Genomic DNA, 25,135 nt, shown 5'->3' on the forward strand with positions numbered 1-25,135 from the left:
TGTGACTGTTGGCTGGAGACCAGGCGGAGGGCTAGAGGCCGCGGCTGACGGGCCAGAGGTCGGGGAAGTCGGCGGGGCGCTGTTCCATCTGGGCCGTGAAGGCTTCGGCCATGTCATCGGTGTCGAACATCGAGGCGTTCCAGTTGGCGATGTATTCCAAGCCATCGGCAATCGAATGCTCCTGGCTGTACTGCATCGACTTCTTGGTACCCCAGACAGCCATCGGGCTCTTGCTGGCGATCTCGGCGGCGATCTCGTGGACTCCCGACAGCAACGCTTCCTGGTCGGCGAAGACCTGGTTGACGAATCCCGCGGCCAACGCTTCATCGGCCGACCAGCGGCGACCGGTGTAGGCGAGCTCGCGCACGATGCCTTCCGCGACGAGCCGGGGCATGCGTTGCAGCGTGCCGACATCGGCGGTCATCCCGATGTTGATTTCGGCGATGGAAAAGTAGGCCGACTGGGACGCGTAGCGAAGATCAGCAGCTGAGACCATGTCGATGGCGCCGCCCACACAGGCGCCCTGAATTGCACAGAGCACCGGCATTCGCGCCCGCTCCAGGGCAGTGAACGAGTCCTGCAACTTCATCGCAGTCGAGCGGAATCGTTCGCCTCGACGGCTCGGGTGCTTCGGGCCGTTGCTGTCGGACAGCGTTGGGTCGGATTGGAAGACCGACAGGTCCATGCCCGAGCAGAAATGCTTGCCCTCAGCGGACAGGACGACGGCACGCACCGAGCCCGACGCCGACATCTCGTCGACGATGGCGGGGAGGTCGTTCCAGAACGAGGCGATCATCGAGTTCGCCTTCTCCGGTCGGTTCATCTTGATGTGGCCAACCTTGTCGGTGATCTCGATGTCAAAGCACTCATGTCCCATGCGCTGAGTTTGGCAGAGCGTCGACGGCAGCTGCAGATTGTGCGTCTGACCTGAGTCGGCCGCGGCGGTTGTCGGCCTGCACTCATTGCTGATGGACTGGTTGGACGCCCCGTCTACGATCGTCATCATGGCCGTGCCGTTCGACGATGAGGTGCCGCGCGACTCGTTCGTCGAGCCGGTCAATCTGGTCGCCGGTGAGTCATCGGAGATCGGGGTCGGTGTGGAACGTATCGGCCTGGCGGCCTTGCAGCGATCGAGACAAGCCGTGTGCGTCACTGATGCACAGATCAACCGTCCAGGACCCACGATCTCCTTCGTCAATAGTGCATACACGGAGATCTTTCGCTGCGACGCGAACCAGGCGATCGGAAGGTCGCCGCGGATGGGACAGGGTCCGCTCACGAACCGGCGCGTTCTTGATCGACTTCGATCCCACATCGAGGCGGGCGAATCGGTACAGGCTCAGGCGATCAACTACCGATTTGATCGAACGGCGTTTCGACTTCGCTGGAGTATCGATCCAATGACGCGTGATGGAGTCGTTGTGGGGTTCTTTGCGCTGATGCACGACGTCACCACCGAGGATCGAATGCGGCGGCGCCTCGCCGCACTCGACACGCTGATGAACCGCGGCAAGGTGGCCTCACGGCTCGATCGCGCCGAGCGGCTCGGCCCCGTCGCCCAAGCCTTGGCGAGTGCGCTCCGCCCGCTCGTCGCCGAAATCGGATCGGCAACGGTTCGACTGGGTGATGCTCATGAGGCGACCCAGATCGATGCGGACGTGCTCGAAAATTGTGTTCCCGACGTCGTCGAGACGGCGATCGGTTCGATCGGTTCGATCAGGGTGAGCACGCATCCGGACGCCGGCGCCTTGGTCGACCACCTTGCAATCGGTGAGCTGGGCGAGCACGCTCGCTGGCTGCTTGAACTCGGTGAACCAGGCTGATCTTGACGAAGGCTTGCAGGAACAAATCGAACCGCTCAGGGAACCGAGCGTCGATACTGGACGTCTGATCCCTATGAAGCGCACTCTTGCTCTCCCGCTGACGGCCTTCGCATTGCTCGCGGCGTCGTGCACCAGTTCCGGTTCGACGACCAGCGAACCCGACAGCTCTGATCCTGGTTCGACCGAACCGTTCACGACTGAACCAGATATCACTGCGCCCGACACGACGAACCCCGTCCCGGATCCAGGCGATGATGCATCGACCGGCCCGGTCGGCTTCGCGCCGGCGTCGCTGCAGCAGTTCGACAACTGTTCGGCATTCCTCGGCTACGTGCACACCGAAGGCGTGCAGCGAGTTGGCCCCTACGGCTTCGAGGGTGGCGGCTACGTCGGCTTCCCCGAGGTGTTCGCCACCGAGGAGAGCGTCGACGTTGCCGCAGCTGAACCCAGCGAAGGCCGCGCCACCGACGCTCCGGTCGGCAGCGACGCCCAAGCCGACGCTGAGGGTGAAGCCGGCGACGACGGCGGTTTCTCGACCACGAACGTTCAGGTCGAAGGTGTCGACGAGCCGGACATCGTCAAGACGGACGGCGACCGCATCCTGGCGATCACGGGTGAGACGCTCCACTACATCGACGTCTCCGAAGACGGCACCACGGGAATCAAGCGCGGATCGATCGTGCTGGGTTCCGAGACGCAATACGCGTACGGCTACGAGATCTTCATCACGGACGACCGTGCCGTTGTGTTTGCTTCGAGCGAGGTGTGGAATGACTTCGGGCGGGGCGGTCCGACACCGGTCTTCAGCGACGACGTTGCGATCGCCGAATCCGAAGAGGCCGTCGAGGAGGCAATACCAGTCGAGCCCGATGCGCCGATCGGCGGACCCATTGTGCCCGGCTCGTACTTTGGACCGCAGACCCTGATCATTGAGATCGATCTCTCGAATCCGGATGCCTTGACGGTCGCCAACACGATGCTGATCGACGGTCGGTACATCAGTGCCCGCTCGATTGGCGAGACCGCCCGAGTCGTCGTCACGTCGCCGCCGCAGGATCTCGGATTTCTCTATCCGTCGAGTCCCGGCACCGAAGACAAAGCCGAAGAGGCCAATCGGCAGGTGATCCTTGAGTCGACCGCAGAGGACTGGATTCCCGGCTACACCGTGACCGACGCAGCAGGTGACGCCCAGTCAGGTCAGCTCGTCGATTGCGCAAACATCCACGCTCCCGCCGACTTCGGTGGGTTCGACATGCTGTCGATCGTCACGCTCGACCTGGCCAGCAGTCTCGATGCACCGACCGGCACGAGCTCGGTCATAGCGTCAGGCGACACGGTGTACGCGTCGGCGGACCGGATGTACATCACCACCAACATCTGGGAACCGATCGTCAACGAGCAGACCAACGAATGGCTCGACGAGAACTATCAAACCGCAATCCATCGTTTCTCGATCGCCGGCGATGGCCCGGCCAGCTACGAAGCATCCGGCTCGGTCGAAGGCCACCTCCTCAATCAATTCTCGATGAACGACCGCGACGGTGTGTTCTACGTGGCGACAACGAGCGGGGCGCCGTGGAGAGGCGATGGCTCCGAGAGCCAGATTGTGGCGATGGAAGCCGAGGGAGACCAACTGGTCAAGATCGGCGCCGTCGGTGGACTCGGCAAGGGTGAACGGATCTTCTCGGTCCGATACGTCGGCGAGACCGCCTACGTGGTCACGTTCCGCCAGATCGACCCCTTCTACGTCATCGACCTCAGCGATCCACGCAACATGACCGTGGAAGGCGAGCTGAAGATTCCCGGCTACTCGTCGTACCTCCATCCGATCAGCGACACCCTCGTGCTCGGAGTCGGACAGGACGCCACCGACGAAGGGCGCACGACGGGGACCAAGGTCTCGCTGTTCGACGTGAGCGATCCCGCGAACCCGCTCGAGGTTGATGTGTGGACGATGCCCGACTCCTTCAGCGATGCCGAGTTCGATCACCGTGCGTTCCTCTGGTGGGCACCGACCAACACGGCGGTCTTGCCGCTGCAGTCGTTCAACGATCGATTCTCCGGCGCAGTGGTCCTCAAGGTCGAGAACAACACGATCACCGAGCAGGGCCGGATCCAGCACACCGATGAAGAAGTCGGCGCGATCGGGCAAACCGACTGTCGGGTGCTCACTTCCGACGAGATCGGCACCGACGAGAACAACGAGTTCTTCTGGGTCGAGGAGAGCGGTGGCCAGGTGCAGGGGTGCGGACCGGACGACCAGGGGGGCGCCGCGGGACTGTTCTGCAACCCGATCCCGCTCGATGAAATCGACTTCTACTACTGGGATGGCGAGCCCACGATCGACACCACTGGCCTCGACCGCATCGAAATCTGCTACCCGGACTGGAATGGCTTCCAAACTGCTGTGCAGCGCACGATGGTCATCGACAACAGCCTTTGGACGCTGTCAACGAGCCGAGTGCAGTCCAATGACCTCGGCACCCTTGACCGGACCGAAGCCATCGATCTGACCTGACCCGGATTCAATGTTAGGCAACCTAAACATTCGCGGTTAGTGTTGCTGAGGTGGAGGTCTTGCCGGGTCAACGACTTGCGGGTCTCTCGGACCTTGAGGCAATGCGCCGGCGAGGGAATCGGGCCGCACTCATTGCTGGCGACGCGGTTGTCTCCTACGTCGAGCTGGTCACTCGTGTCGAGCAGCGCAGAGACGAACTCGGCCCAGATCGCCGACTGGTCACGCTCCGTGCGACCAATTCGATCGACACCATTGTCACGTACTTGGCCTGCCTCAGCGGTGGACACGTCGCTTCGATTCGGAGCTCGGCAGAGCGTGACCCGTTCGCCGAGGCCGCCAGCAGTGATCTCCACCCAGACCTCGCGGTCCTGATGAGCACGTCCGGATCAACCGGCTCGGCCAAGGCGGTGCGGCTCTCGGTCGGCAATGTTGAGTCCAACGCTGTGGCGATCGCTGACGCACTCGGGTTGCGCTTCGACGATGTCGCGATCACCTCACTGCCATTGCACTATTGCTACGGGCTCTCGATTGTCACCTCCCACCTTGCCGTTGGCGCCGCGGTCGTCGTGACCGACACGTCAGTGGTCGACACCTGCTTCTGGAACCTTGTCGATCGTTGGGGCGTCACCACGCTGTCGGGTGTGCCCCACAGCTTCGATCTCATCGACCGGGTCAGCGGCGATCCACTCTCGGCGCCGTCGCTTCGTCGCGTCACCCAGGCCGGCGGTCGACTGGCGCCTGCGAAAGTCCAGCGGCTGAGCCGCCTCGGCCGTCGTCATGGCTGGGATTTCGTTGTGATGTACGGCCAGACCGAAGCAACTGCACGCATGGCGACGCTCGAGCCACAACTGGTCGCCGGTCATCCGTGCTCGATTGGCCGGCCGATCCTCGGGGGAGCGTTCCGTCTGACGCCGATGTCTCCGAGCGATATCCCGGTTGAACTGGAAACTGATGCGGCAATTGGCACCGTCGGGGAGATTGTGTACAGCGGTCCCAATGTGATGCTGGGCTACGCCACCTGCGTGGAGGATCTGCGGCGCGGTCGGGACATCGATCAGCTGCACACCGGCGACATCGGTCGCCGCCTGCCGAACGGGCTCTACGAAATTGTCGGCCGGCGATCACGATTCGTGAAGATTCTCGGCCACCGCATCGACCTCGAAGCACTCGAAGCAGACCTCAGTCGTGCCGACGTCGATGTTGCCACAGCGGGCACCGACGATCGAGTGGTCATCGTTGCTGTCGGTCATGCCGACGCAGTGCGGCAGCGACTTGATGCGCTGCCCGTACCCGCGTCGGCGGTCCACGTCATCGAGGTCGAAGAGATTCCGCGGCTCCCCAACGGCAAGGTTGATACTGCAGCGATCCTGGAACTTGTCGACGAGCCCCCGGCCCCGCACGACGAACCGTGTCAGACAGAGACTCCGACGGAGATATTCCGCGATGTGCTTGGTGTCGACATCGTCCGCCCGCACAGCACCTTTGCCTCGTTGGGGGGAGACTCACTGTCCTACGTCGAGGCGTCGATTCGGCTCGAACGCGTCCTCGGCGATCTTCCCGACGGATGGCACGTGTGCCCTGTTGCCGAACTCGATGCATACGTGCCCCAACGTCGGCGCCGGTTCACCACCCGAATTGATACCAGCGTCGTCGTACGCGCCATCGGTATCTGCATCATCGTGGCGACGCACATGCGTGTCGCTCGCCTTGCCGGCGGTGCGCACGCGCTCCTCGCGGTCGCCGGCTACAACTTCGCCCGGTTCCAACTCGCCGGGGCCGGAGCGTCGGGCGCAGTTCGCCGAGGGCTCGCCACTGTTGGACGTGTTGCTCTTCCCACGTCGATGTGGATCGGCCTGCAGATGCTGCTCGTCGGCGGATACAGCGCCGGGTCACTGTTCCTCGTGAACAACTACTTCGGCTCGGCGTGGCGACGCGACGGCCGCTGGGAGTACTGGTACTTCGAAGCATTTGTCCAGGTTCTCCTGGTCCTCACACTGCTGTTTTCGATCGGCCCCGTCCGCCGCCTCGAACGTCGGCAGCCGTTCGCGTTCGCATTCGTCGCGTTGCTCGGGGCGACCGCGGTCGGGCTGCAGCTGGTGGAATTCGGTGCCTCGTACAACAATATCTTCCGACCGCACACCACGGTGTGGTTCGTGCTGCTCGGGTGGGCCGGCCACGTTGCGGTCACAAACCGTCAGCGACTGCTGGTCACTGGGGTGCTCATGGGCGCGACACCGCTCTACTTCGATCGGTGGCAGCAGGCGCTCATGGTCACCGTGTTGGTCGGAGCGCTGTTGTGGCTGCCAGCCGTGCGAGTGCCACGACTGGCGGCACCCGTGTTCGGTGTTGTTGCCGCTGCGTCGATGGTGACATTCCTGATCCACTGGCAGATCTGGCCGATCTACACGAACGTCTTCGTCCGCGAGGCAGCGTTTCTCCTCACGTTGGCAACCGGAGTTGCGGTGTGGGCGACCGGACGGCGCGTCCTGCGGACTGCTGTGGTGCACGCTGTCGGTCGACGCATTCTTCGTCGACCGGTCTGAGTCGAAGGACCCTCGTAGCGCCTGACAACATGCTGGGTATGACATCGACACCGGCGTATGACTGGGTTGCTCACCACGCGATGGTCAGCCCAAACCGAGCGGCTTGGGCCGACATCGACCCGCTCAGTGGATCGCCGGGCGTCGCGTCCACGTGGCGCGAGGCGCACGAGCGAGTCGGCCGCGCAGCAGCAATGTTGCGCGACGACTTCGGTGTCGGGCGAGGCGATCGTGTGGCGATGTACTCGCAGAATCGAGTCGAGTTCATCGAGGTGCAGTTCGCCTGTGCCCGGCTTGGCGCGGTGTTCGTCCCGCTCAACTGGCGCCTCACGATTCACGAGCTTGATTACATCGTGAGTGATGCCAGCCCCACCGTGCTCGTCGCGGATCCGGAACTCGGTGACATGGCAGCCGAGCTTGTGGAGCGCACCAACACTCCGCACCTGGTCATCTTCCGTGGCGATGGCGCGCACCCCGACCGCAGCGCGAACTACGACGACGGGCTTGCCGCTGCGGACTCGACCACTCTGCCGGTGATGCCCGAACTGACCCACGACGATCCCCTGACGATCATGTATACCTCGGGCACAACTGGCCGACCGAAGGGCGCGATCATCACGCATGGCATGTCGTTCTGGAACTCGGTCAACCTGGCCGAACTCCACGACCTGTCCCGGTCGATGGTCAACTTCTGTTTCCTGCCGCTCTTCCACACCGGTGGGCTGAACTGCTACACGAACCCTGCGGCGTACTTCGGAGGTTCCACCATGGTGATGCGCACCTTCGACCCGGGCAGAGCCCTCGAATTGATCAGCGACCCCGAGCGAGGCATCACGCACTTCCTCGGTGTTCCCGCGAACTACTTGTTCATGGGCCAGCACCCTGACTTTGCATCGACTGACTTCTCGCGCTTGGTGTCGACGGCCATCGGCGGCGCACCAGCCGCACTGCCGCTGCTGAAGATGTGGGAATCGGTGGGCTGCCCGCTGATCCAAGCGTTCGGGATGACCGAGACCAGCCCACTTGTGCTGTCGATCAGCAAGGAGATGGCCGTCGAGAAAGCGGGAAGCGCGGGCCTGCCCGCAATGAACACGGCCATCCGGATCGTTGGCGAGGATGGCGTCGATGTGGGCGTCGGCGAGATCGGCGAACTCTGGTGCAAGGGCCCGAACATCACGCCGGGCTACTGGAACAACCCCGAGGCCACGGCCGAGGCGATCACTGACGGCTGGTTGCACACCGGCGACGCTGCACAGGCGGATGCAGACGGTTACGTGTCGATTGTGGACCGCTGGAAGGACATGTACATCTCCGGCGGCGAGAACGTCTATCCCTCAGAAGTCGAGTCGACGTTGTTCGACCTCGAAGGCATCGCAGACGTGGCGGTGATCGGCCTTCCCGACGACAAGTGGGGCGAGGTTGGTCAAGCCGTTGTCGTCAAGACCGACGGTGTAGAGATCGATGAGACGACGATTGTCAATTTCTGTCGTGAACGGCTGGCCACGTTCAAAGTTCCCCACTCGGTCCGCTTTGTCGACGAACTCCCTCGCAATGCGACCGGCAAGATTCTCAAGCGCGAACTGCGCGACCAGTGACGGTGAGTTACATGCGCCACACAAGGACTTGAGCCGGCGCGGCTGGACCCGTTTGACGAGCGCCTCTCTGGGGCCTGTTACGTTCGCTCCGGGGCCGAGACCCACCCTGGGTCGGCCCCAGGAGGGACAGCCATGGAACTCGGACCAGGCAAAGTTGCCGTCGTCACCGGAGCAGGAAGTGGCATCGGACTTGCGCTCGCCAACGCTTTCGCCGCCGCCGGTTGCTCGGTCGTTTTGGCCGACGTACAGGAAGATGCATTGGCCGCAGCGGCCACCGAAGTTGGCGCACACGGCGTCGAGACGCTGACCGTCGTCACCGACGTCAGCAAGGTCGAGCAGGTCGATGCGTTGGCTGCGGCAACCATGGAGCGCTTCGGTGCCGTGCACATCGTGTGCAACAACGCAGGCGTTGGCGGTGCAGGCGACCCGTGGGTTGGTCCGATCGAAACATGGGAGTGGGTGATCGGCGTCAACATGTGGGGCGTCATCTACGGCATTCGCGCCTTCCTCCCGCACATCGTCATGTCGGGTGGTGGTCACATCGTCAACACCGCGTCGATCGCGGGCCTGTACCCCGGTTTCTCGCCGCCGTACGATGCCAGCAAGCACGCCGTTGTTGCGATGACCGAGGGGTTGTACACCTCCCTCCAGGCGGCAGAGGTGCCTGTCGGAGTGAGCTGTCTGTGCCCTGGTTGGGTGAAGACCGGCATTGCTGAATCCGAACGCAACTGGCCAGCCGAGCTCGGTGCGCTACCCGAGCGCGACGCAGGCGCTCAAATCTCCCGGAGTTACGTGCAGCGGGCCATTGATGAGGGCATGCCGCCCGCGGCTGTTGCCGACCTTGTGGTCGACGCTGTCGGCAACGACAGGTTTTGGGTGTTCCCGCATGCCGACTTCTTGGACATTGCGATGGAGCGGTTCCACACCGTCGGCGAGGGCCTGAACCCCGAGCCACCGGAAGAGTTTCCGGGCATGCCACCGCGCTCGGAGATGATGGCCGAAATCATGGCCGCCATGCTCCCACCTGAATAGATCCATCACCTTTGGGTCTGACTCTCAGAACCTTCGTCGTGTGAGCCGGTCGCAGAGCGCGGTCGTGTCGACAGCGGCGAAGGTTGTCACGCGTGCCAGAGTTGACCGATGACCTACATCTTGTACGGCGCCCCGGTCTCGCTCTACACCGGCAAGACCCGGTCCTATCTGCGGACCCAGGGCATCGACTTCGTCGAGATGTCGCCAGGCAGTGATCGGTATCTCAACCACATCGTGCCGACCGTTGGCCGCTGGATCATCCCGTGCCTCGAGACTCCGGACGGCACCATCATCCAGGATGGCGCCGACATCATTGACCACTTCGACCTCGGTGATGGCAGTCCACTTCGCCGCTCGTCGGTCCGGCCCGAGTCCCCGACACTGCTCGCGATCTCGCACCTGTTCGAGATTTTCGGCGGCGAGGGGCTGCTCCGACCGGCGATGCATTACCGGTGGAATTTCGACGAACAGAACCTCGATTTCATCATGTCGGAGTTCGCGCTCAATATGCCTCAGTCGCTGACAGAGGAACAAGCCCAGGATATGTTCCGCAAGAGCAGTGGCCGGATGCGCAAGGCCGCAGTGGCATTCGGGGTGTCGGCGGCGTCGCAGCCGCTGATCGAAACCGCCTTCGAGGAGTGGCTCGATCTCTTCTCGGCACACCTTGTCGAGCATCCCTACCTGCTTGGCGGGCGCCCCACGCTCGGCGACTACGGGTTGATCGCTGCAATGTGGGCGCACCTGTTCCGTGATCCCGCGCCGACGATGCTCATCAAGCAGCGGGCACCACGAGTCGGGCGTTGGGTTGAGCGGATGACATCGAACGAGCCGTATCTGCACGAGTACGGAGGCACGGTTGATCCGGAACTGGTTGATGACTCCCGCCTCCCCGAGACGTTGTTGGCGATGATGCGATTCGTCGCCGAGGAGTACCTGCCCGAGATCGTGGCACATGTGGCTGTCGCCAACGACTGGTTGGCTGAGCACCCCGAGATCGAGGCAGGAACGAACGGTCTGGACAATCCGGCCAATCGCGGCCTCACCGGCGGCCGCGACGGAGGTGGGAACGCCACGTTCGATTGGCGCGGTATGCAGATCACGACGGGCGTTCTGCCGTATCGGTTCTGGTTGATGCAACGGCTCCACGACGACCTCGCGGCGACGGACGCGACGCAGCAACAACGGGCCCGTGGGGCGTTCCGTGCGGGTGGTGTCGAACAGATCCTCGACCTGCGCACCATTCGGCGAATCGAGCGTTCCCACCACCTCGAAGTGTGGGGTCCACTCGTCTGATCGCCGCTGAAGGACGTGACCGCCCCGGTCACCCAGTCCAGGCAGCGTATGGGGCAACAACCATGGGGTCATGCACCGGCGCGATCGGGGCCGATTCGTTCTCCTCGGTCTGACTGGTCGTCAATCGACCAAGATCCGCGCCGGTCAGGCTTGGGTGCCGACCTTTAATTCATTGAACGGGACGCCCTTGTCGACGGCCGGCTCGCGCGGCAGACCGAGCACGCGGTCACCAATGATGTTGCGCTGGATCTCGTCGGTGCCACCGGCGATACCCGACGCAAAGGTGCGCAGCATCACACTTTGCAGGTTTCCGCCGCGTGGGTCATTGGATTCCCAGGCAATGGAACCGACTCCGGCCATCTCCTGTGCGATGGCCCGGACCTTCCAGGCAATGACCGAGCCGTAGAGCTTGCCGAGTGAACCGCCTGGCCCCGGTGTATTGCCTGCCTTCATTTCGGCGCGGGTCCGCATCGCGATGAGCGCTTTGGTGGTCTCCATCGAATACACCTGCATCAACTGATCGCGAACGACCGCATTGTCGACTGCGCCGGATGCGGCGGCGTGTCTGAGGAGCAGGTCGTACATCGGTGTGTTGATGCCGCCACCCCCGCCGGCACCGATGGCAACTCGCTCGTACATCAGCATCGCAGTGGCGAGCTTCCAGCCCGTGTTCAACTCGCCGAGGAGGTGGTTCTTCGGAACACGGAGGTCGGTGAAGAACACTTCGTTGAAGTGAGACTCACCATTGATCTGGTGGATCGGTCGCGTCTCGACGCCCGGTGCTTGCATCTCGACGATGAACATTGAGAGCCCGGCGTGCTTGACCTGGTCGGGATCGTTGCGGGCGACGAGCAGCCCGTACTGGCTCCGGTGGGCGAGCGTGGTCCAGACCTTCTGGCCGTTGACGATCCACTCGTCACCGTCGACTTCGGCCTTGGTCTGCAGGCTCGCGACGTCGGATCCGGCACCGGGTTCGGAGAACATCTGGCACCACAGCTTCTCGCCGGAGATGAGCTCGGGGAGGAAGGCGAGCTTTTGCTCGTGGGTGCCGTGATCGCTCACCATCGGCAGGCACATACCGTGGCTGATCACGAAGTCGGTCTCCATGACCGGGTAGTCCTCTTTGACCTGGCGCCAGATCTTGTCGTGCGCAAGTGTCAGCCCGGCTCCGCCGTACTCAGTCGGGACAGCGATGCCGACGCCGACGCCTGCCTCCGCTGCCGCACGGTGGAAGGCTTGAGACTCTTCAAAGGTGGGAGCAGCCTGTTGCGTCGGTCGAGATTCGAAGAAGTCGACGCACCGCTGTCGAAACGCGGTCGCTTCCGCGTCGGTCAATCCAGCGTCAGTCGCGGTGTTCGTCATCTTGTCACCGTACGAATTGCGGTCCGACTCAAACGAGTGGGAGCGCGAGGCGTCAGGCTTGCGTGCCGACCTTCAGCTCGTTGAAGGGGACGCCCTTGTCGACGCCGGGTTCACGTGGCAGGCCGAGGACGCGGTCACCGATGATGTTGCGTTGGATTTCGTCGGTGCCACCTGCGATCGATGACTGGAACGAGTTGAGGAAGATTCGCTGACGCTCGGAACCGTTCTCCGCATCGGGCTCCCACGCCACGGTTTGCGGTCCGGCGATTTCGAGGGCGCACTCGCGCATGTACCAGGCGATGTTCGACCCGAAGAGCTTGCCAAGCGAGCCGCCGGGGCCGGGGGTCTTGCCCGCTTTCTGCTCGGCCTTGGTGCGCTGCGCGACCAGTGCCTTGGTGGTCTCCATCGAGTAGATCGTCATCAATTGCTGGCGGACAACCGGGTCGTTGACCTTGCCGTTCTCCTGCGCTGCCTTGAGGAGCAGTTTGTACGTCGGCTGGTTGATTTTGCCCGAGCCGGCGGTGCCGATGGCAACGCGCTCGTACATCAACATCGCGGTGGCCATCCGCCAGCCGTTGTTGTACTCACCGAGCAGGTGATCGGCGGGCACCCGCACGTCGGTCATGAAGACTTCGTTGAACTCGCTGCCGCCGTCGATCTGGTGGATCGGGCGAATCTCCATGCCCGGTGCCTTCATGTCGACGATGAACATCGAGATGCCGGCGTGCTTCGGCTGGTCGGGGTCGGTGCGACAGATCACCACGCCGTAGTCGGCGATCTGGGCCGTGGTGGTCCACACCTTCTGGCCGTTGAGGATCCACTCGTCACCGTCTTTGACGGCCCGCGATTGGAGCGATGCGACGTCGGAGCCGGCGCCCGGCTCGGAGAACATCTGGCAGAACAGGGTCTTGCCCGAGATGGCGTCGGGCAGGTACCGCTTCTTGATCTCTTCGCTGCCGTACTCACTGACCATCGGCACACACATGCCATGGCTGATGATGAACGCGCCGCTCATCATCGTGTAGTTGCCCTGCGCCTCGCGCCAGATCTTGTCGTGGGCTTGGCTGAGGCCGCCGCCTCCGTAGGCCGCGTCGTACGCGACGCCGGCGAGGCCGGCGCCGGCGGCTGCGGCGAGGAAAGCCTTCTGATCGTCGTAGCTCGGGACGCCCTGGCCCTGCTTGTAGGCGTAGGTCTCGAGGAAGTCGTCGCACTTCTTGCGGAAGTCGGCTGCTTGTTGTTCGGTCAATTCGGCCATGGCGCACGCTCTTTCGGCGATCGAGGGATTCGTTTGCGTCTGATTGTATGACGTCGTACAGTATGTGTCCAGACGGAAGACGACTTGGTGCCAGGCACCAAGTCGTCCTGTCACGCAGATCCAATGAGCAGCCTGACCAACAACGAACTCGACGCACCTCCCTGGTTGCGGGTCGAGTCGACGCTGATGTCGACGGCGCGCTTGATCCGCGAGGCATTCGACGCCCGGCTCAAGCCACTCGACCTCAATCTCACGCAGGCCAGCCTCCTGGCCTACGTCGCAGAGTTCGGTGCCACCACCCAAACCCGACTCGCTGACCGGATGGGCACCGGTCGCGCCGCGATGGGCACCGTCGTCGATGGTCTCGAACGACGCGGTCTCATCGAGCGCCACCCAGATCCTGACGATCGGCGTGTCTGGCGTGTTGACGTCACCGACTCCGGCCGGGCGCTTGCAGCAGACATTGCCAGCGTCGACGAAGTACTCCGCGGCGAACTCCGTCACGGCATTGGCCGCGAAGAACGCCAAGCCCTCAGCTGGGTCCTCACCCGGCTCCAAGTCAATCTCCAATCCGCAATCAACACATGAGGACCACTTGGTGCCTGGCACCAAGTGGTCCTCGACACAGAAAGAAGAAGACCACATGATTGAAGCAGTCATCGTCGATGCCATCCGCACACCCGGAGGCAAGCGCAACGGCCAACTGAAGGATCAGCACCCCGTTGACCTCGCAGCACACGTGCTCAAGGCCCTCGAAGAGCGCAACGGCCTCGACCCGGCCATGGTTGACGACGTCATCATGGGCTGCGTCATGCAGGTCGGTGAGCAGTCGCTCAACATCGGCCGCAACGCCGTGCTGTCCGCCGGCTGGCCCGAAGAAGTGCCGTCGACCACCGTCGACCGTCAGTGCGGCTCGTCGCAGCAGTCGATGCACTTCGCAGCGCAGGGCGTCATCGCCGGTGCCTACGACGTCGTCGTCGCGGCTGGCGTCGAAGTCATGACGCGCACCCCGATGGGCGCCTCAATCGTCCAGGGCATGGGCTTCCCGTTCAGCCAAGACCAACAGGACCGTTACGCCGACACCGGCCTCCCGCCGCAGGGCATCGGTGCCGACATGATCGCCGACGAATACGGCATCACCCGCGAAGACCTCGACGCCTTCGGCGCACAGAGCCAGCAGCGCGCCGCCATCGCTCGCGACGAAGGCCGCTTTGAGAACGAAATCGTGCCGGTCACGATCGATCTCGACGGCGAACAGGTCGTGGTGAAGAACGACGAGGGCATTCGCGAGGGCTCGACCGCCGAGGGCCTCGCCAAGCTGAAGCCAGCCTTCAAGGAAGACGGCAAGATCACCGCCGGCAACTCCTCGCAGATCTCCGACGGTGCCTCCGCCGTACTCATCATGAGCAAGGACAAGGCCGAGGAGCTCGGCATGAAGCCCCGCGCCAAGTTCCACAGCTTCGCACTCGCTGGAACCGACCCAGTCACCATGCTCAAGGGCCCGATTCCGGCGACCAAGAAGATCCTCGAAAAGACCGGCCTCAGCATTGACGACATCGACCTGTTCGAAGTCAACGAAGCATTCGCCTCGGTCGTCCTCGCGTGGCAGAAGGAGACCGGCGCCGACATGAGCAAGGTCAATGTCAACGGCGGAGCCATCGCCCTCGGTCACCCGCTCGGCGCATCCGGCACCAAGCTGATGGCGACGCTGCTCAACGAGCTCGAGCGCACCGGCGGCAAGTACGGCCTCCAGGTCATGTGCGAAGGCGGCGGCATGGCCAACGCCACCATCATCGAACGCCTCGACTGAGGTTGATGGAAATGGTCTGATCTCAGCGCCACCTGGTGGTGAGATCTGATTCTGAAGAGCCTGGCCTTTCCGCGTTTTGCGGAAGGGCCAGGCTCTCTGCGTTTTCGACCTTGGCTAGGAGTTGATCGCGAGTTCCTCCAACACGTCTCCGTAGCGCTTCATCGCGTCGGCCCGTCGGGTGGGGACGTGGTCGATGCTCGGATCTGCCGGCCGGTAGCGCTTGAGCACCTGGCGGGCGACCGTGACCTTGTGGACCTCGTCGGGGCCGTCGTAGATGCGCGCCGCACGGGCGGCTCGGTACATGGCTTCGAGCGGGAGGTCGGTCGTGTAGCCGAGCGAGCCGTGAATCTGGATCGCCCGATCAATCACGTCGTGGAGCACCTTGGCACCCCAGAACTTGATGACGGCGATCTCGAGACGCGCATCGCTGTAGGTGCCGCCGGCTTCGTGCAGCTTGTCCATCTTCCACGCCGCCTGCAGCGTGAGCAGTCGCGCCGCCTCGCGGTCCGCGTATGACTGGGCGATCCAGTCCTGAACCATCTGCTTGTCGGCGAGAATCGAGCCCTTTGTGTAGCGGGTGAGCGCCCGCTCGCAGAGCAGGTCGAAGGCACGTTGCGACTGGCCGAGCCAGCGCATTGCGTGATGGATGCGGCCGGGACCGAGCCGCTTCTGGGCCAACGCGAAACCCTGTCCGATGCCAGCCTCGCCGCCAACGACGTTGCCGAACGGGACACGCACGTCCTCGTACAGGATCTCGGCGTGACCGCCCGGCTCACCAGTCCGGTGGTCGGGCTCACCCATCGTCGGGACGTCGCGCACGATATTGACGCCGGGCGTGTCGGTTGGGACGACGATCATCGAGAAGGCTTGATACGGCGACGCGTCTTCGTCGAGGTTGGTCTTGACCATCACGATCAAGATGTCGGCGACCGAGGCGTTCGATGAGAACCATTTGTGGCCGTTGATCACCCACTCGTCACCGTCGCGCATCGCCTGCGTCGTGAGCAAAGTTGGGTCGGCACCAGCCCCCGGCTCGGTCATCGAGAAACACGAACTGATCTCTTGATCGAGGAGCGGTTGCATCCACTTCGTCTTCTGTTCCTCGGTGCCACCGAGCGACAGCAGTTCGGCATTGCCCGAGTCCGGAGCATTGTTGCCAAAGATGCGAGGAGCGAGTACCGACTGGCCCAGGATCTCGTGCATGAGGCCGAGCTTGACCTGGCCGAATCCACCGCCGCCGAGTTCGGGCGGGAGGTGTGCGGCCCACAGGCCTTGGTCCTTCACCTGCTGCTTCAGCGGCTCGGTGACCTTGGCGAACGCGGCGCGACCTTCAGGGCTGCGGAACTCCGGCGCGAGGGTTTCGAGGGGGAAGATCTCCTCCTTCACGAACTCGCGCATCCACGCGAGCTTTGCTTCGAATTCTGGTTCGGTCTCGAAATCCCAGGCCATGGTCGGCTCCTACTCTCTGATCGGTCGATGCGAACCTAGGCAGAACGCGACGCGCCAATCGGACTGGAGCATCGGCTCTCGGCCGAGCGGCCTCAGAGCGGCTGGTTGAGTTCGATCAGGTTGCCGGTCGGATCCTTGAAGAAACTCTGCACACAGATGTCCGGCAGCTCCTTGGGCTCGCTGACCGTCACGCCATGTGCCTCGAGGTGTGCCCGGGCGGCTTTGAGGTCGGCGACGCGCAACGCGAAGTGCTGACCTTGGGGCGGAACGAAGTCGGAAACTTCAAGGAGATGAATCTGCTGATCGCCGGACTGCAACCACGCGCCGTCGAAGGAGAAGTTAGGCCGGTCATCGCGCTGCGCCATCCCCAGCACGTCGACATAGAACCGCGTGGCGACGGCAGCATCGGTCACGTTGAGCGAAACATGGTGGACTCCGGCGTCGAACATGGCCAGACGTTACGTCAGCCATCCGGATCCGTCGACCCGGTGAGGGAGGGATGGAGGGGGGAGGGATGGAGGGAGACGGATGGGGGATCGGGAGGAATCGAGAGGGATCGGGAGAGGGTGGAGATGAGTGAGGCGAGGGCCGTTGTCTACGATCGAGAGATGGCGACCAGTGCAGCAACGAGTGTCGATGGATATCTCGCCGAGCTGCCACCGGAGCGCGCCGCCGTCGTTGCTGAGGTGCGTCAGCTGGTCCTCGATGCGCTGCCCGACGGCGTCGAGGAGTCGATGAACTTTGGGCTGATTGCCTACGAGATCCCGCTTGAGCGCTATCCCGAGACTTACAACGGGCAGCCGCTGATGTTCGCCGCGCTGGCCGCGCAGAAGCACCACTACTCCCTGTATCTGCACGGTATGTATGCGTCCGGGTCGGTCGAGCAGGAGCTGCGGACCGCGTACGCCGAGGCGGACATGAAGCTCGATATGGGCAAGAGTTGCTTGCGCTTCAAGCGGCTCGACCAGCTGGTGCCCGACGCGATTGCAGCCGCGATCGGCGCGGTGAGCGTTGACGACTACATCGAGTTGTACGAAGCCCGCCGACAGCGCTGACCTCTGGGCGGTGGTGTGGTCTTCAGGCGGTGGCGGGGCGGTCGCCGAAGTCGAGGCGGCCGGAACGGGTGCGCTTGAGTTCGAAGAAGCTGTCGACTTCCATCATCGCGACGAGGCCGTCCCACATGGCGAGGCCTTGGTCCTTTGGCGGAACCTTGCTGATGACTGGGCCGAAGTAGCCGGCTCGCTCGCCGTCGGGTCGGTCGATCGCGATGATTGGCGTGCCCACGTCGTTGCCGACCAGGGCCAGGCCGGCGTTCATCCCGGTCCTGATCGCATCGTCCCAGCTCGCGTCGTCGAATGCCGATGCATGCGACGTGTCGAGTCCTACTGACTCAAGGAGTTGAGTCGCGGTGAAGTCGCGATTGCGGGCGTGGTGAATCCGGCTGCCCGCCTCCCAGTAGAGCTTGAAGACGTCGGCGTTGCCAGCCTCGGGTGTGTCCGCGGCGGCACGTACCGACTCCATCACGCGCATGAGGTCGTGGGTGAACTTGGCCGGGCCGTAGTAGTCGGATCCTTCCGGCGGATCGTTTTTGAACAGCAGGCTGATCGGACGCCAGTTGACATCGAGATCACGTTCGGGCGATACATCGTCGACGACCCAACGGGCCGTCAGCCAACAGAACGGTCAAATGGGGTCGATCCAGAAGTCGAGTTGCACGCGGCCAGCATGCCGTCACTCCCTTGCTCGCGTAACGAGCGATACCGATATCCGACCGAGAGAGTGAGAGGCAGAGCAACTCGGTTGGCCGTGGGGCGTCGGTGAGCGTGGCCCCGCACTGGGCGGTTGCGTTCGAGCGTGCGGATCAGGCCGAGTGCTTTCTTGTGGTCTTCTTGCGCTTGCGGTGGTCGGCGGTGTGGGTTCGGCTCGCACAGCGCGGGTCGGAGCAAAACCGCCGAGAGCCGTTACGTGACGAATCGTAGAAGAGTCGTTCGCAGTCGTCCGCGGCGCAACGACCAAAGCGTGTGGTGCCGTTGTCGCAGAGTTCGTTTGTCAGAGCCATCAGAAAATCGGCGAGCACCTGATCATCAAACGTGGCCGACGCGGGCGTCCAATGGATGTGCAATGCCGCTTCGCCGTGGTCGGTCAGTGACGGTGAGATCTCCAATTCGGTCAGTTCCGCGTTGATCCACAGCGTGGCGGTGCCGACATCAACGTCTGGCAGAGACTGGACGCGAGGGAGCAGGTCAGTGAATCGTTCGGCGGCGCGTCGAATGGCTGCCTCGGGAGCGATGACCGCACGAGGAAACCCTGCGTCGTCGAGCACCTGCCGCATGTCGACCGCGTCGCCATTACCTGTGGCGGCGTCAGTGAACGCGTTGGCAGCTCGCACCATCGCCTCGAGAGTCAGGAGTTGCTCGGTGTCGTTGCCCGATGTCACGTACACGGTGACAAAGTTACTGGGTTTCCCAGGCGTAAGGACTATAGAGTGCTTTGCTCCTTACAGTCGACAATCCGCACCGGGAGGTGTTCCATGAATCTCATCCTCACTCTGACCGTCGTCACTGCCAGCGTCTTGGGCTCAGGCATGGCCCTCCCACAGGCGATGCGTCTGGCCCGCACCGGCAAGGTCGACGGCGTCTCGGCCGTGTGGATTGGCGTCAGCATGGCGATCAACGCGTGGTGGACCGCCTATGCGGTGGCCACCGAGCTTTGGGCGATCCTGCCCGTATCCACGGTTTCACTGGCGCTCTATTTCGCCATGGCGACGGTCTATCTTCGCTCTGTCGGACGCTCAGCGCTGGGCGGCATGGCGGTCGGGCTGCTTGGCCTCGGTATGGCGCCGCTCCCCGCGTTCCTGATTGGCGGGTGGGACATGGCCGGGTTGGCCATCGGCTTGTCGTATGGCATCCAGCTTGCACCGGCGGTGTTCGCCGCCTACCGAACGCGGCAACTTGACGGGGTGGCACCGACGACCTGGATGCTGTCGTTCGTCGAAGGGCTGCTCTGGCTGGCGTATGGCGCGATGATTACCGACATGGCGTTGCTCGCCGGTGGAGCAACCGGCATCGCGATGTCAGCGGCCATCCTGTTGCGCCTGGCCGCGGTGGGTTCAGTGTCGGACCTCATTAGGGTGGTCGGGGCAACACGGGTCAAGGTGGCCCGGAATTGAATAAGGAGCCGCAATGGCAACCACAGGTACGGTCAAGTTTTTTAATGACGAGAAGGGCTTCGGCTTCATCTCACGTGACGATGGCGACGACGTCTTCGTGCACTACTCCAACATCTCCGGCACTGGCCGCCGATCGCTCAACGATGGTGACACCGTCGAGTTCGACATCGCGCCAGGTCGCAAAGGCCCCGAGGCCGTCGACGTCAAAGTCGTCTGAGGAGGCGATCTGATTGGCCTCTAGCCCACAGTCATACCAGAAGCGACAACGCGAACTCCGGAAGAAAGAGCGGAAGGCTGAAAAGCAGGCCATCCGCCACGGAAAGACCGCTGCGAAGAAGGAAGACGACGGTTCCGATGCTCCCGATGAGGACGCGTTGCTCGAAGAGTTTCGCGTCCTGAACGAGAGTTTCGCCGAGGGTGAGGTCAGCCAGGACGACTTCGATTACCGCAAGGCAGAGATTTTTCACGCCATGGGTCTGGGTGACGCACCCGAACCCAGAGAAGGTGATGAAGAAGCTGTAGACGAAGCGGCCGAGTCGGCCGACTGATACTTATCGTCTGAATTCTGCGACGACCCCCGTGCTTCGGCGCGGGGGTCGTCGTCGTTTTCGGACCTGGCATGGAGTGCGACTCAGTTGCCGGTGCATGGCCAAGGTCGCTGGTTGGCTTTCGGAATGACCTGGAGGTTGCGTAGGTTGTTCTGCACATGACTGCTCTTGCGCACGATGATCCGACGCTCTACGACCTGGTGATCATCGGGGGTTCGGCAGGCGGGCTCTCCGTGGCGATCTCATCGCTGCGCTCTGGGCTTGACCGCATTCGCATCCTCGAGTCCGCGGGCCGCGTCGCGCTGCCCGATCTGATCGGCCCGAATCAGCTTGATGTGGGCTTCGGTGAAGTCGTCACCTCAGTTGACGTCGTGGGTGACCACCTGGTGGTCGACACCAACCGACTGAGCTACCGCACGCGTGCCGTGCTGGTAGCTGACCGGCGCGACAGCGCGGGCTGGAAGCCGCCGATCCCGTTGCCCGAAACCGATCGCATCCACATCGACCGCTTCAACGCCGGCACCGATCAGGACATCCTGGTCGTCGGCCTTTCCGACCATGCAGTGGAGTTGACCGCGCAGTACGCCGATGGCGGCAACCGGATGGTGCTTGCCGCCAGTGGTATGGACCCGACGTTGCTCTCGCCCGCCGGCGCCAGCGTCCTGCGCAAGCTCGAACGCGATCGCCAGGCGACGTTGCTGTATCGGTCAACCCTGCAGCACATCACGTTGGAGGGTGAGTTCCCGATGGCCGAGTTCGGCGACCGGCGAACCCCCGATCTGCAGTTCGACCACATCGTGTTCGCCTCCCCGCGCGCCGCGCTGACACCGGACGATGTTGGTGCCACCGCAGCCGCGATCGACTCCGGCAAGGTGTGGTTCATCGGCGATCCAGGTCCCGATGTACCTGTGAACACGGCGCCCGGGTGGCAGGTCGGCGTGGCGCTCGCCGAGGCGTGCTTCCCCGAGATCGACCCGCCTCCGACGCCTTCGTCGATCGAACGGCGTGCGCGTCACGTGGGGGCCATCGAGGAGTTGCGCGACGAGCACTACAACGCCACGATCACCTACTTCGAGCCGACGCACTCCGACCTCTGGGTGTTGCGCGTCAAGCCGGACAACGGCGATACCTCGTACCTGCCCGGCCAGTACGCATCGCTCGGATTGGGGTACTGGGAAGAGCGGATCGACGACGCTGATGACCCTGAGGCAGAGAAGCGGTGGGACAAGCTGATCCGCCGCTCGTATTCGATCTCGTCGCGGATCTTCGATGACTACGGCTACCTGACCGATGAGAACGGCCTCGACGAACTCGAGTTCTACATCGTTCTCGTTCCACCAACGTCAGACAACACGCCGGCGCTCACGCCGCGCCTTGCGTTGAAGCAGACCGGCGATCGCATCTATCTCGGCCCGAAGGTTGCTGGCCGCTACACGCTCAACGCGGTGCAGGACCCGAAAGCCGAGATTGTGTTCTTCTCCACCGGTACCGGCGAGGCGCCGCACAACGGCATGGTCATCGACCTGTTGCGCAAGGGTCATACCGGTCCGATTATTTCCGCAGTCACGGTGCGCCAGAACGCTGATCTCGGGTACTCCGACAAGCACCGCGAGCTTGAGCAGCGCTACCCGAACTATCACTACATGCCGATGCCGACTCGTGAGGAAGGTATTCCGAAGCGATATCTGCAAGACCTACTGCGCGATAACGACTTCTCCGAGAAGCTTGGCGTCACGCTGTCGCCGGACACCAGCCACATCTTCCTGTGCGGCAACCCGGCAATGATCGGACTCCCTCAAGAAGTCGACGGCGAGCAAGTGTTCCCTGAGACCACCGGCGTGGTCGAGCTGCTCGTGAAACAGGGCTTCACTACCGACCGTCGCAACGCGCCCGGCAACATCCACTACGAGGAATACTGGTAGGAGCACGCCATGAAGATCAGCATCACGTATTGCCTGGCTTGAAACTATTGGCCTCACGCCGTGCGCGTGACCGATGAAGTCATGGCCGCTTACCAGCACAAGGTGAGCGAGATCACACTCATCCCTGGTGGCGGCGGTGTGTTCGACGTGGTCGTCGAGCGCGATGGACAGCGCGACACGATTTACTCGAAGCACGAGACTGGCCGCCAGGCCAACGTGGGCGAAGTGATGGCTGCACTCGAAGCGAGGCTCCCGGCGGGGACGCTTCGCTACGGCACCTGAAGAGGATCTTCCGCGAGCAGCGCGTCGGCCATCTCGGCGGCGTCAAAGATCTGTGAGAGTGAAATGGCCACCGTGGCAAGATTGCGGCTGGCACACGCTTCGAGGACGCCGTCGATCATTGTCTCGTCGACGGGGAGGAAACCCCCGTAGGACCGATGAGTCTGGCCGACTGGCAGCGGTCGCCCGCAGATCAGCGTGCCGACCTCAAGCGGTTGCTCGGGCACGGTGCCGACGATGGTGACGCGGTCGCGACTGCGCAATTCGATGAGTTCCAGCTCAGCGTGTGTCGACTTCTTGACGCGGAACACGCTGCGCGGCGCCTCGATCCATCGTTCCGTGAGTTCGACCTCGTCGGCGGGGAGCACAGCGCTCTTCGCCATGAGGAAACGGCTGGCCACGTCGCCTTCGTGCAGGGCAATGTCGGTCGGGATGTAGGACGACTCGAGCATGTTGGCCAGGTCCGGTGTCTCCAAGCTGCTCGTCATCTCAGCCACGACCGCGTCAGGCAGGTACGGGTTGGTGAGTTGCATGAACCGCATCATCTTGAGGTACAGCCACGCCGCCCGATCGTTCAGCGAGTGCAGTTCCTTGCCGAGATGGCAGTGTTTGTACTTCTTGCCTGAGCCGCACGGACAGGTGTCGTTACGGCCGGCGATCCGCTGAGGTCGCAGCGCAGCGAACGGAGCGATCTCTTCGGCCAGTTCGACACCGAGGCCCTGCTCGCTGGTGATCGGATCGTATGCAGCGTCGAGGTCGATCTCGGTGTTCACGCCCGCGGCTTCCAGGAGGTCGCGGGCCTCGATCGGGTTACTCCCGTCGGCTTGCAGCGCAGCGAGGTCGATCAGCACCGCGGCGTGACCACTGTCGCGCACCGACTCCAGCAGGCGGGTGGACTCGTCGTTGTCGAGTCGAAGCGCCGCCTGGCGTGACAAGAGCCAACTGACGCCGGGCTGGCCACCTTCGAGTGAGCCCATGATTTCATCGACGAACGGCTGCAATACGTCACCAGTGAGGCCTTCCTCGGACCAGGCGTCCCATGCGGCAAGCGCGATCGGCGGGTCGTTGAGCGCTTGGGTGAACAGTGCCAGCGCCTGGCTCCGCTCGGTCGCGTCGTCGCCGAGGGCTGGGTCGCCGTCCTGAGCGAAGAGCGAGGCAGCTCCGGTGAGCAGCATGAAGAGTTGCGTCTGCTCATCATCGAAACCGAATCGCATCGCGAGTCGTTCTGCCGCGTCCGATTCGATCACGTCATCGAGATCGTCGGTCGATGGCGCGTCGGATTCGGTGTCGATCTCGGGCGAGGCGTCATCGGTCATGACTGCAGCCTGCCGTGGAGCTGCCCGACTCGCACTCGAGTCGCCGATGGAGCCGCTTTCGCTGCGACGCCGGTGTTGGCATCAGCCGCCGAGGATGGCAAAGGTGCCCGAACTGGTGGCGACGAGCCGGTCATCGCCGTCGTGCACTCGCGCTTCGAGGTGCACGATGCTGCGACCGCGTTTCACGACCGTGGCCTCGGCAATCAGCTCACCCTCCGATGCTGGCCGGATAAAACGAAGTGACAGCTCGACGCTCGCGCAGTACAGATTGTCGTCGATCACGCTCATTGTCGCCTTGCCCATCGCTGTGTCGACCAGTGCGAAGAGCACGGCGCCGTGAGCCACACCGTTCGGGTTGGCGTGCTGATCGTCGAGGTGCAGCGTTGCGGTTCCGGCGCCCATTTCGGTACTGGACAGCTCCATGCCGAGGTATTCCTGCAGCGGAAAACTTGGTGCGCTGGTGCTGTCCGCCTCGTCGCTCATGGTGCGCGAACTTACTGACCGCGGGTGACGAGTTGTCAGCCGAAGAGTTGGTGCACTGCGGTCGGCATGCTTGGTGCCGGCTGGAGGTCGGCTGAGTTCGCCGCGCCGGCGAAGCGGTTGATGTCGAGGGATTCGCGCTCAGTGATCGATGCGGTGAAAACACCGTCGTCGAGCTGGATGCCGGTGCCGTCGGCGACGCGCACCAGTCCGTTGAAGATCGCGATGATCGCTGCCGCTTCGGTTGTTGCCTCGGCCCCGATCGCTGCGGCGAGCGCGGCGCGTGTCTGGTCGATGTCGCCGCGGCCCAGCTCGACAGCGTTCGTGAACGCCAGCAGCTCTGCACTGGCGGGGACGCCGACGTCACCGATGTGGTCGGCATCGAGCGCTCCTTCGAGGTCGATGTGCAGTCCGTTCGCTTCGCCACTCACACGGAGCAGCGTGGTGTGCGAGGTCGTTCAATAGAAGCACTCGTTGAGCGCAGTCGATCGTGTCGCCACCAGCTCGGCCTGCGGCCGGGAGAGCGGGAAGTCCCACTGCATGTTCATGAACTCGGCGCCGTGTGAGTAGTGCGTGTCAACGAGTTGCCGCCACGCCTGATTGGTCACCGGCACGAGGCTGAGTGTCCGGCTGACGTTGGCCGTGGTCGGCCCGACTGTCTGGCTGACCCAGGCGCCGATATCGCCGACGTCGTCAGGACGTACCTGCGTTGGCTCGCCAGCGGCGGGTGTTGGGAGCGGCAGT

23 protein-coding genes and 1 pseudogene are annotated in these 25,135 nt (G+C 63.3%); 14 read left to right on the forward strand and 10 right to left on the reverse strand.

The annotated features are described in order from the left end of the window. Positions 1–31 precede the first annotated feature (31 nt). Positions 32–877, reverse strand: coding sequence for a crotonase/enoyl-CoA hydratase family protein (locus tag ACH2DW_RS11860; protein WP_394929961.1), 846 nt, complete (start codon positions 875–877; stop codon positions 32–34). 127 nt (positions 878–1,004) lie between these two features. On the opposite strand from ACH2DW_RS11860, the gene ACH2DW_RS11865 reads away from it, so the two are divergent. The 6 genes from ACH2DW_RS11865 to ACH2DW_RS11890 all read left to right on the forward strand — a co-directional run bounded on the left by ACH2DW_RS11865 (position 1,005) and on the right by ACH2DW_RS11890 (position 10,801). Continuing rightward, positions 1,005–1,823 (forward strand): PAS domain-containing protein, encoded by an 819-nt coding sequence (locus ACH2DW_RS11865; RefSeq protein ID WP_394929962.1) that lies wholly within the window; start codon positions 1,005–1,007, stop codon positions 1,821–1,823. A gap of 73 nt (positions 1,824–1,896) precedes the next feature. Then, entirely contained in the window at positions 1,897–4,341 is a 2,445-nt protein-coding gene (locus ACH2DW_RS11870) for a beta-propeller domain-containing protein (protein ID WP_394929963.1), read from the forward strand. A 50-nt stretch (positions 4,342–4,391) separates the two neighbouring features. Beyond that, on the forward strand, positions 4,392–6,884 hold the full coding sequence (locus ACH2DW_RS11875) for an AMP-binding protein (RefSeq protein ID WP_394929964.1): 2,493 nt from the start codon (positions 4,392–4,394) through the stop codon (positions 6,882–6,884). A 38-nt stretch (positions 6,885–6,922) separates the two neighbouring features. Then, positions 6,923–8,476 carry a long-chain fatty acid--CoA ligase gene (locus tag ACH2DW_RS11880; protein WP_394929965.1) on the forward strand — a complete coding sequence of 518 codons (1,554 nt, stop codon included), beginning with the start codon at positions 6,923–6,925 and terminating at the stop codon, positions 8,474–8,476. Positions 8,477–8,608: 132 nt separating this feature from the next. Beyond that, positions 8,609–9,508 carry an SDR family NAD(P)-dependent oxidoreductase gene (locus tag ACH2DW_RS11885; protein WP_394929966.1) on the forward strand — a complete coding sequence of 300 codons (900 nt, stop codon included), beginning with the start codon at positions 8,609–8,611 and terminating at the stop codon, positions 9,506–9,508. Positions 9,509–9,616: 108 nt separating this feature from the next. Then, the gene (locus tag ACH2DW_RS11890) at positions 9,617–10,801 is read left to right on the forward strand and encodes a glutathione S-transferase C-terminal domain-containing protein (RefSeq protein WP_394929967.1); all 1,185 of its coding nucleotides are present in this window, start codon (positions 9,617–9,619) and stop codon (positions 10,799–10,801) included. A gap of 144 nt (positions 10,802–10,945) precedes the next feature. Here ACH2DW_RS11890 and ACH2DW_RS11895 read toward each other — a convergent pair whose 3' ends face one another. Both ACH2DW_RS11895 and ACH2DW_RS11900 read right to left on the reverse strand, forming a co-directional pair. After that, positions 10,946–12,163, reverse strand: a complete 1,218-nt coding sequence (locus tag ACH2DW_RS11895; protein ID WP_394929968.1) for an acyl-CoA dehydrogenase family protein — start codon at positions 12,161–12,163, stop codon at positions 10,946–10,948. Between the two features lie 52 nt (positions 12,164–12,215). Continuing rightward, complete coding sequence (locus ACH2DW_RS11900) at positions 12,216–13,418, reverse strand: acyl-CoA dehydrogenase family protein (RefSeq protein ID WP_394929969.1); 1,203 nt, start codon at positions 13,416–13,418, stop codon at positions 12,216–12,218. 123 nt (positions 13,419–13,541) lie between these two features. On the opposite strand from ACH2DW_RS11900, the gene ACH2DW_RS11905 reads away from it, so the two are divergent. After that, the gene (locus ACH2DW_RS11905; protein WP_394929970.1) at positions 13,542–14,006 is read left to right on the forward strand and encodes a MarR family winged helix-turn-helix transcriptional regulator; all 465 of its coding nucleotides are present in this window, start codon (positions 13,542–13,544) and stop codon (positions 14,004–14,006) included. A 55-nt stretch (positions 14,007–14,061) separates the two neighbouring features. Continuing rightward, complete coding sequence (locus tag ACH2DW_RS11910) at positions 14,062–15,228, forward strand: thiolase family protein (RefSeq protein WP_394929971.1); 1,167 nt, start codon at positions 14,062–14,064, stop codon at positions 15,226–15,228. A gap of 114 nt (positions 15,229–15,342) precedes the next feature. On the opposite strand, the gene ACH2DW_RS11915 is transcribed toward ACH2DW_RS11910, so the two are convergent. Further along, on the reverse strand, positions 15,343–16,677 hold the full coding sequence (locus tag ACH2DW_RS11915; protein ID WP_394929972.1) for an acyl-CoA dehydrogenase family protein: 1,335 nt from the start codon (positions 16,675–16,677) through the stop codon (positions 15,343–15,345). A 92-nt stretch (positions 16,678–16,769) separates the two neighbouring features. Next, on the reverse strand, positions 16,770–17,126 hold the full coding sequence (locus ACH2DW_RS11920) for a VOC family protein (RefSeq protein WP_394929973.1): 357 nt from the start codon (positions 17,124–17,126) through the stop codon (positions 16,770–16,772). Positions 17,127–17,285: 159 nt separating this feature from the next. Here ACH2DW_RS11920 and ACH2DW_RS11925 point away from each other — a divergent pair, with 159 nt between their 5' ends. Further along, positions 17,286–17,732 carry a DUF1801 domain-containing protein gene (locus ACH2DW_RS11925; RefSeq protein WP_394929974.1) on the forward strand — a complete coding sequence of 149 codons (447 nt, stop codon included), beginning with the start codon at positions 17,286–17,288 and terminating at the stop codon, positions 17,730–17,732. 22 nt (positions 17,733–17,754) lie between these two features. Here the strand turns inward: ACH2DW_RS11925 and ACH2DW_RS11930 are convergent, their stop codons facing one another. Both ACH2DW_RS11930 and ACH2DW_RS11935 read right to left on the reverse strand, forming a co-directional pair. After that, complete coding sequence (locus tag ACH2DW_RS11930) at positions 17,755–18,348, reverse strand: disulfide bond formation protein DsbA (RefSeq protein WP_394929983.1); 594 nt, start codon at positions 18,346–18,348, stop codon at positions 17,755–17,757. Between the two features lie 190 nt (positions 18,349–18,538). After that, positions 18,539–19,120: a CGNR zinc finger domain-containing protein gene (locus tag ACH2DW_RS11935; RefSeq protein WP_394929975.1), complete on the reverse strand. Its 582-nt coding sequence runs from the start codon at positions 19,118–19,120 to the stop codon at positions 18,539–18,541. Between the two features lie 87 nt (positions 19,121–19,207). Between ACH2DW_RS11935 and ACH2DW_RS11940 the strand changes: the two genes are divergently transcribed. The 5 genes and pseudogenes from ACH2DW_RS11940 to ACH2DW_RS11960 form a co-directional block, all read left to right on the forward strand. Beyond that, positions 19,208–19,846, forward strand: a complete 639-nt coding sequence (locus ACH2DW_RS11940; RefSeq protein ID WP_394929976.1) for a hypothetical protein — start codon at positions 19,208–19,210, stop codon at positions 19,844–19,846. A gap of 13 nt (positions 19,847–19,859) precedes the next feature. Then, positions 19,860–20,063 (forward strand): cold-shock protein, encoded by a 204-nt coding sequence (locus ACH2DW_RS11945; RefSeq protein WP_394929977.1) that lies wholly within the window; start codon positions 19,860–19,862, stop codon positions 20,061–20,063. A gap of 13 nt (positions 20,064–20,076) precedes the next feature. Further along, the gene (locus ACH2DW_RS11950; RefSeq protein WP_394929978.1) at positions 20,077–20,394 is read left to right on the forward strand and encodes a hypothetical protein; all 318 of its coding nucleotides are present in this window, start codon (positions 20,077–20,079) and stop codon (positions 20,392–20,394) included. Positions 20,395–20,552: 158 nt separating this feature from the next. Continuing rightward, a complete protein-coding gene (locus tag ACH2DW_RS11955) occupies positions 20,553–22,316 on the forward strand; it encodes a hypothetical protein (protein ID WP_394929979.1) in 1,764 nt (587 codons plus the stop codon). A gap of 57 nt (positions 22,317–22,373) precedes the next feature. Continuing rightward, positions 22,374–22,598 (forward strand): annotated as a pseudogene (locus ACH2DW_RS11960) (Rdx family protein); the annotation flags it as partial. On the opposite strand, the gene ACH2DW_RS11965 reads toward ACH2DW_RS11960, so the two are convergent. The 3 genes from ACH2DW_RS11965 to ACH2DW_RS11975 all read right to left on the reverse strand — a co-directional run. Further along, complete coding sequence (locus ACH2DW_RS11965) at positions 22,586–23,911, reverse strand: SEC-C metal-binding domain-containing protein (protein ID WP_394929980.1); 1,326 nt, start codon at positions 23,909–23,911, stop codon at positions 22,586–22,588. The pseudogene ACH2DW_RS11960 and the gene ACH2DW_RS11965 sit on opposite strands and share 13 nt — an antisense overlap. Before the next feature lie 81 nt (positions 23,912–23,992). Continuing rightward, positions 23,993–24,394 (reverse strand): PaaI family thioesterase, encoded by a 402-nt coding sequence (locus ACH2DW_RS11970; protein ID WP_394929981.1) that lies wholly within the window; start codon positions 24,392–24,394, stop codon positions 23,993–23,995. A 35-nt stretch (positions 24,395–24,429) separates the two neighbouring features. Next, the coding region (locus ACH2DW_RS11975) for an alkylhydroperoxidase-related (seleno)protein (protein WP_394929982.1) at positions 24,430–25,135 on the reverse strand (706 nt) is incomplete at its 5' end.

The organism is uncultured Ilumatobacter sp. (assembly GCF_963980585.1).
In the GTDB taxonomy this organism is placed as follows: domain Bacteria; phylum Actinomycetota; class Acidimicrobiia; order Acidimicrobiales; family Ilumatobacteraceae; genus Ilumatobacter_A.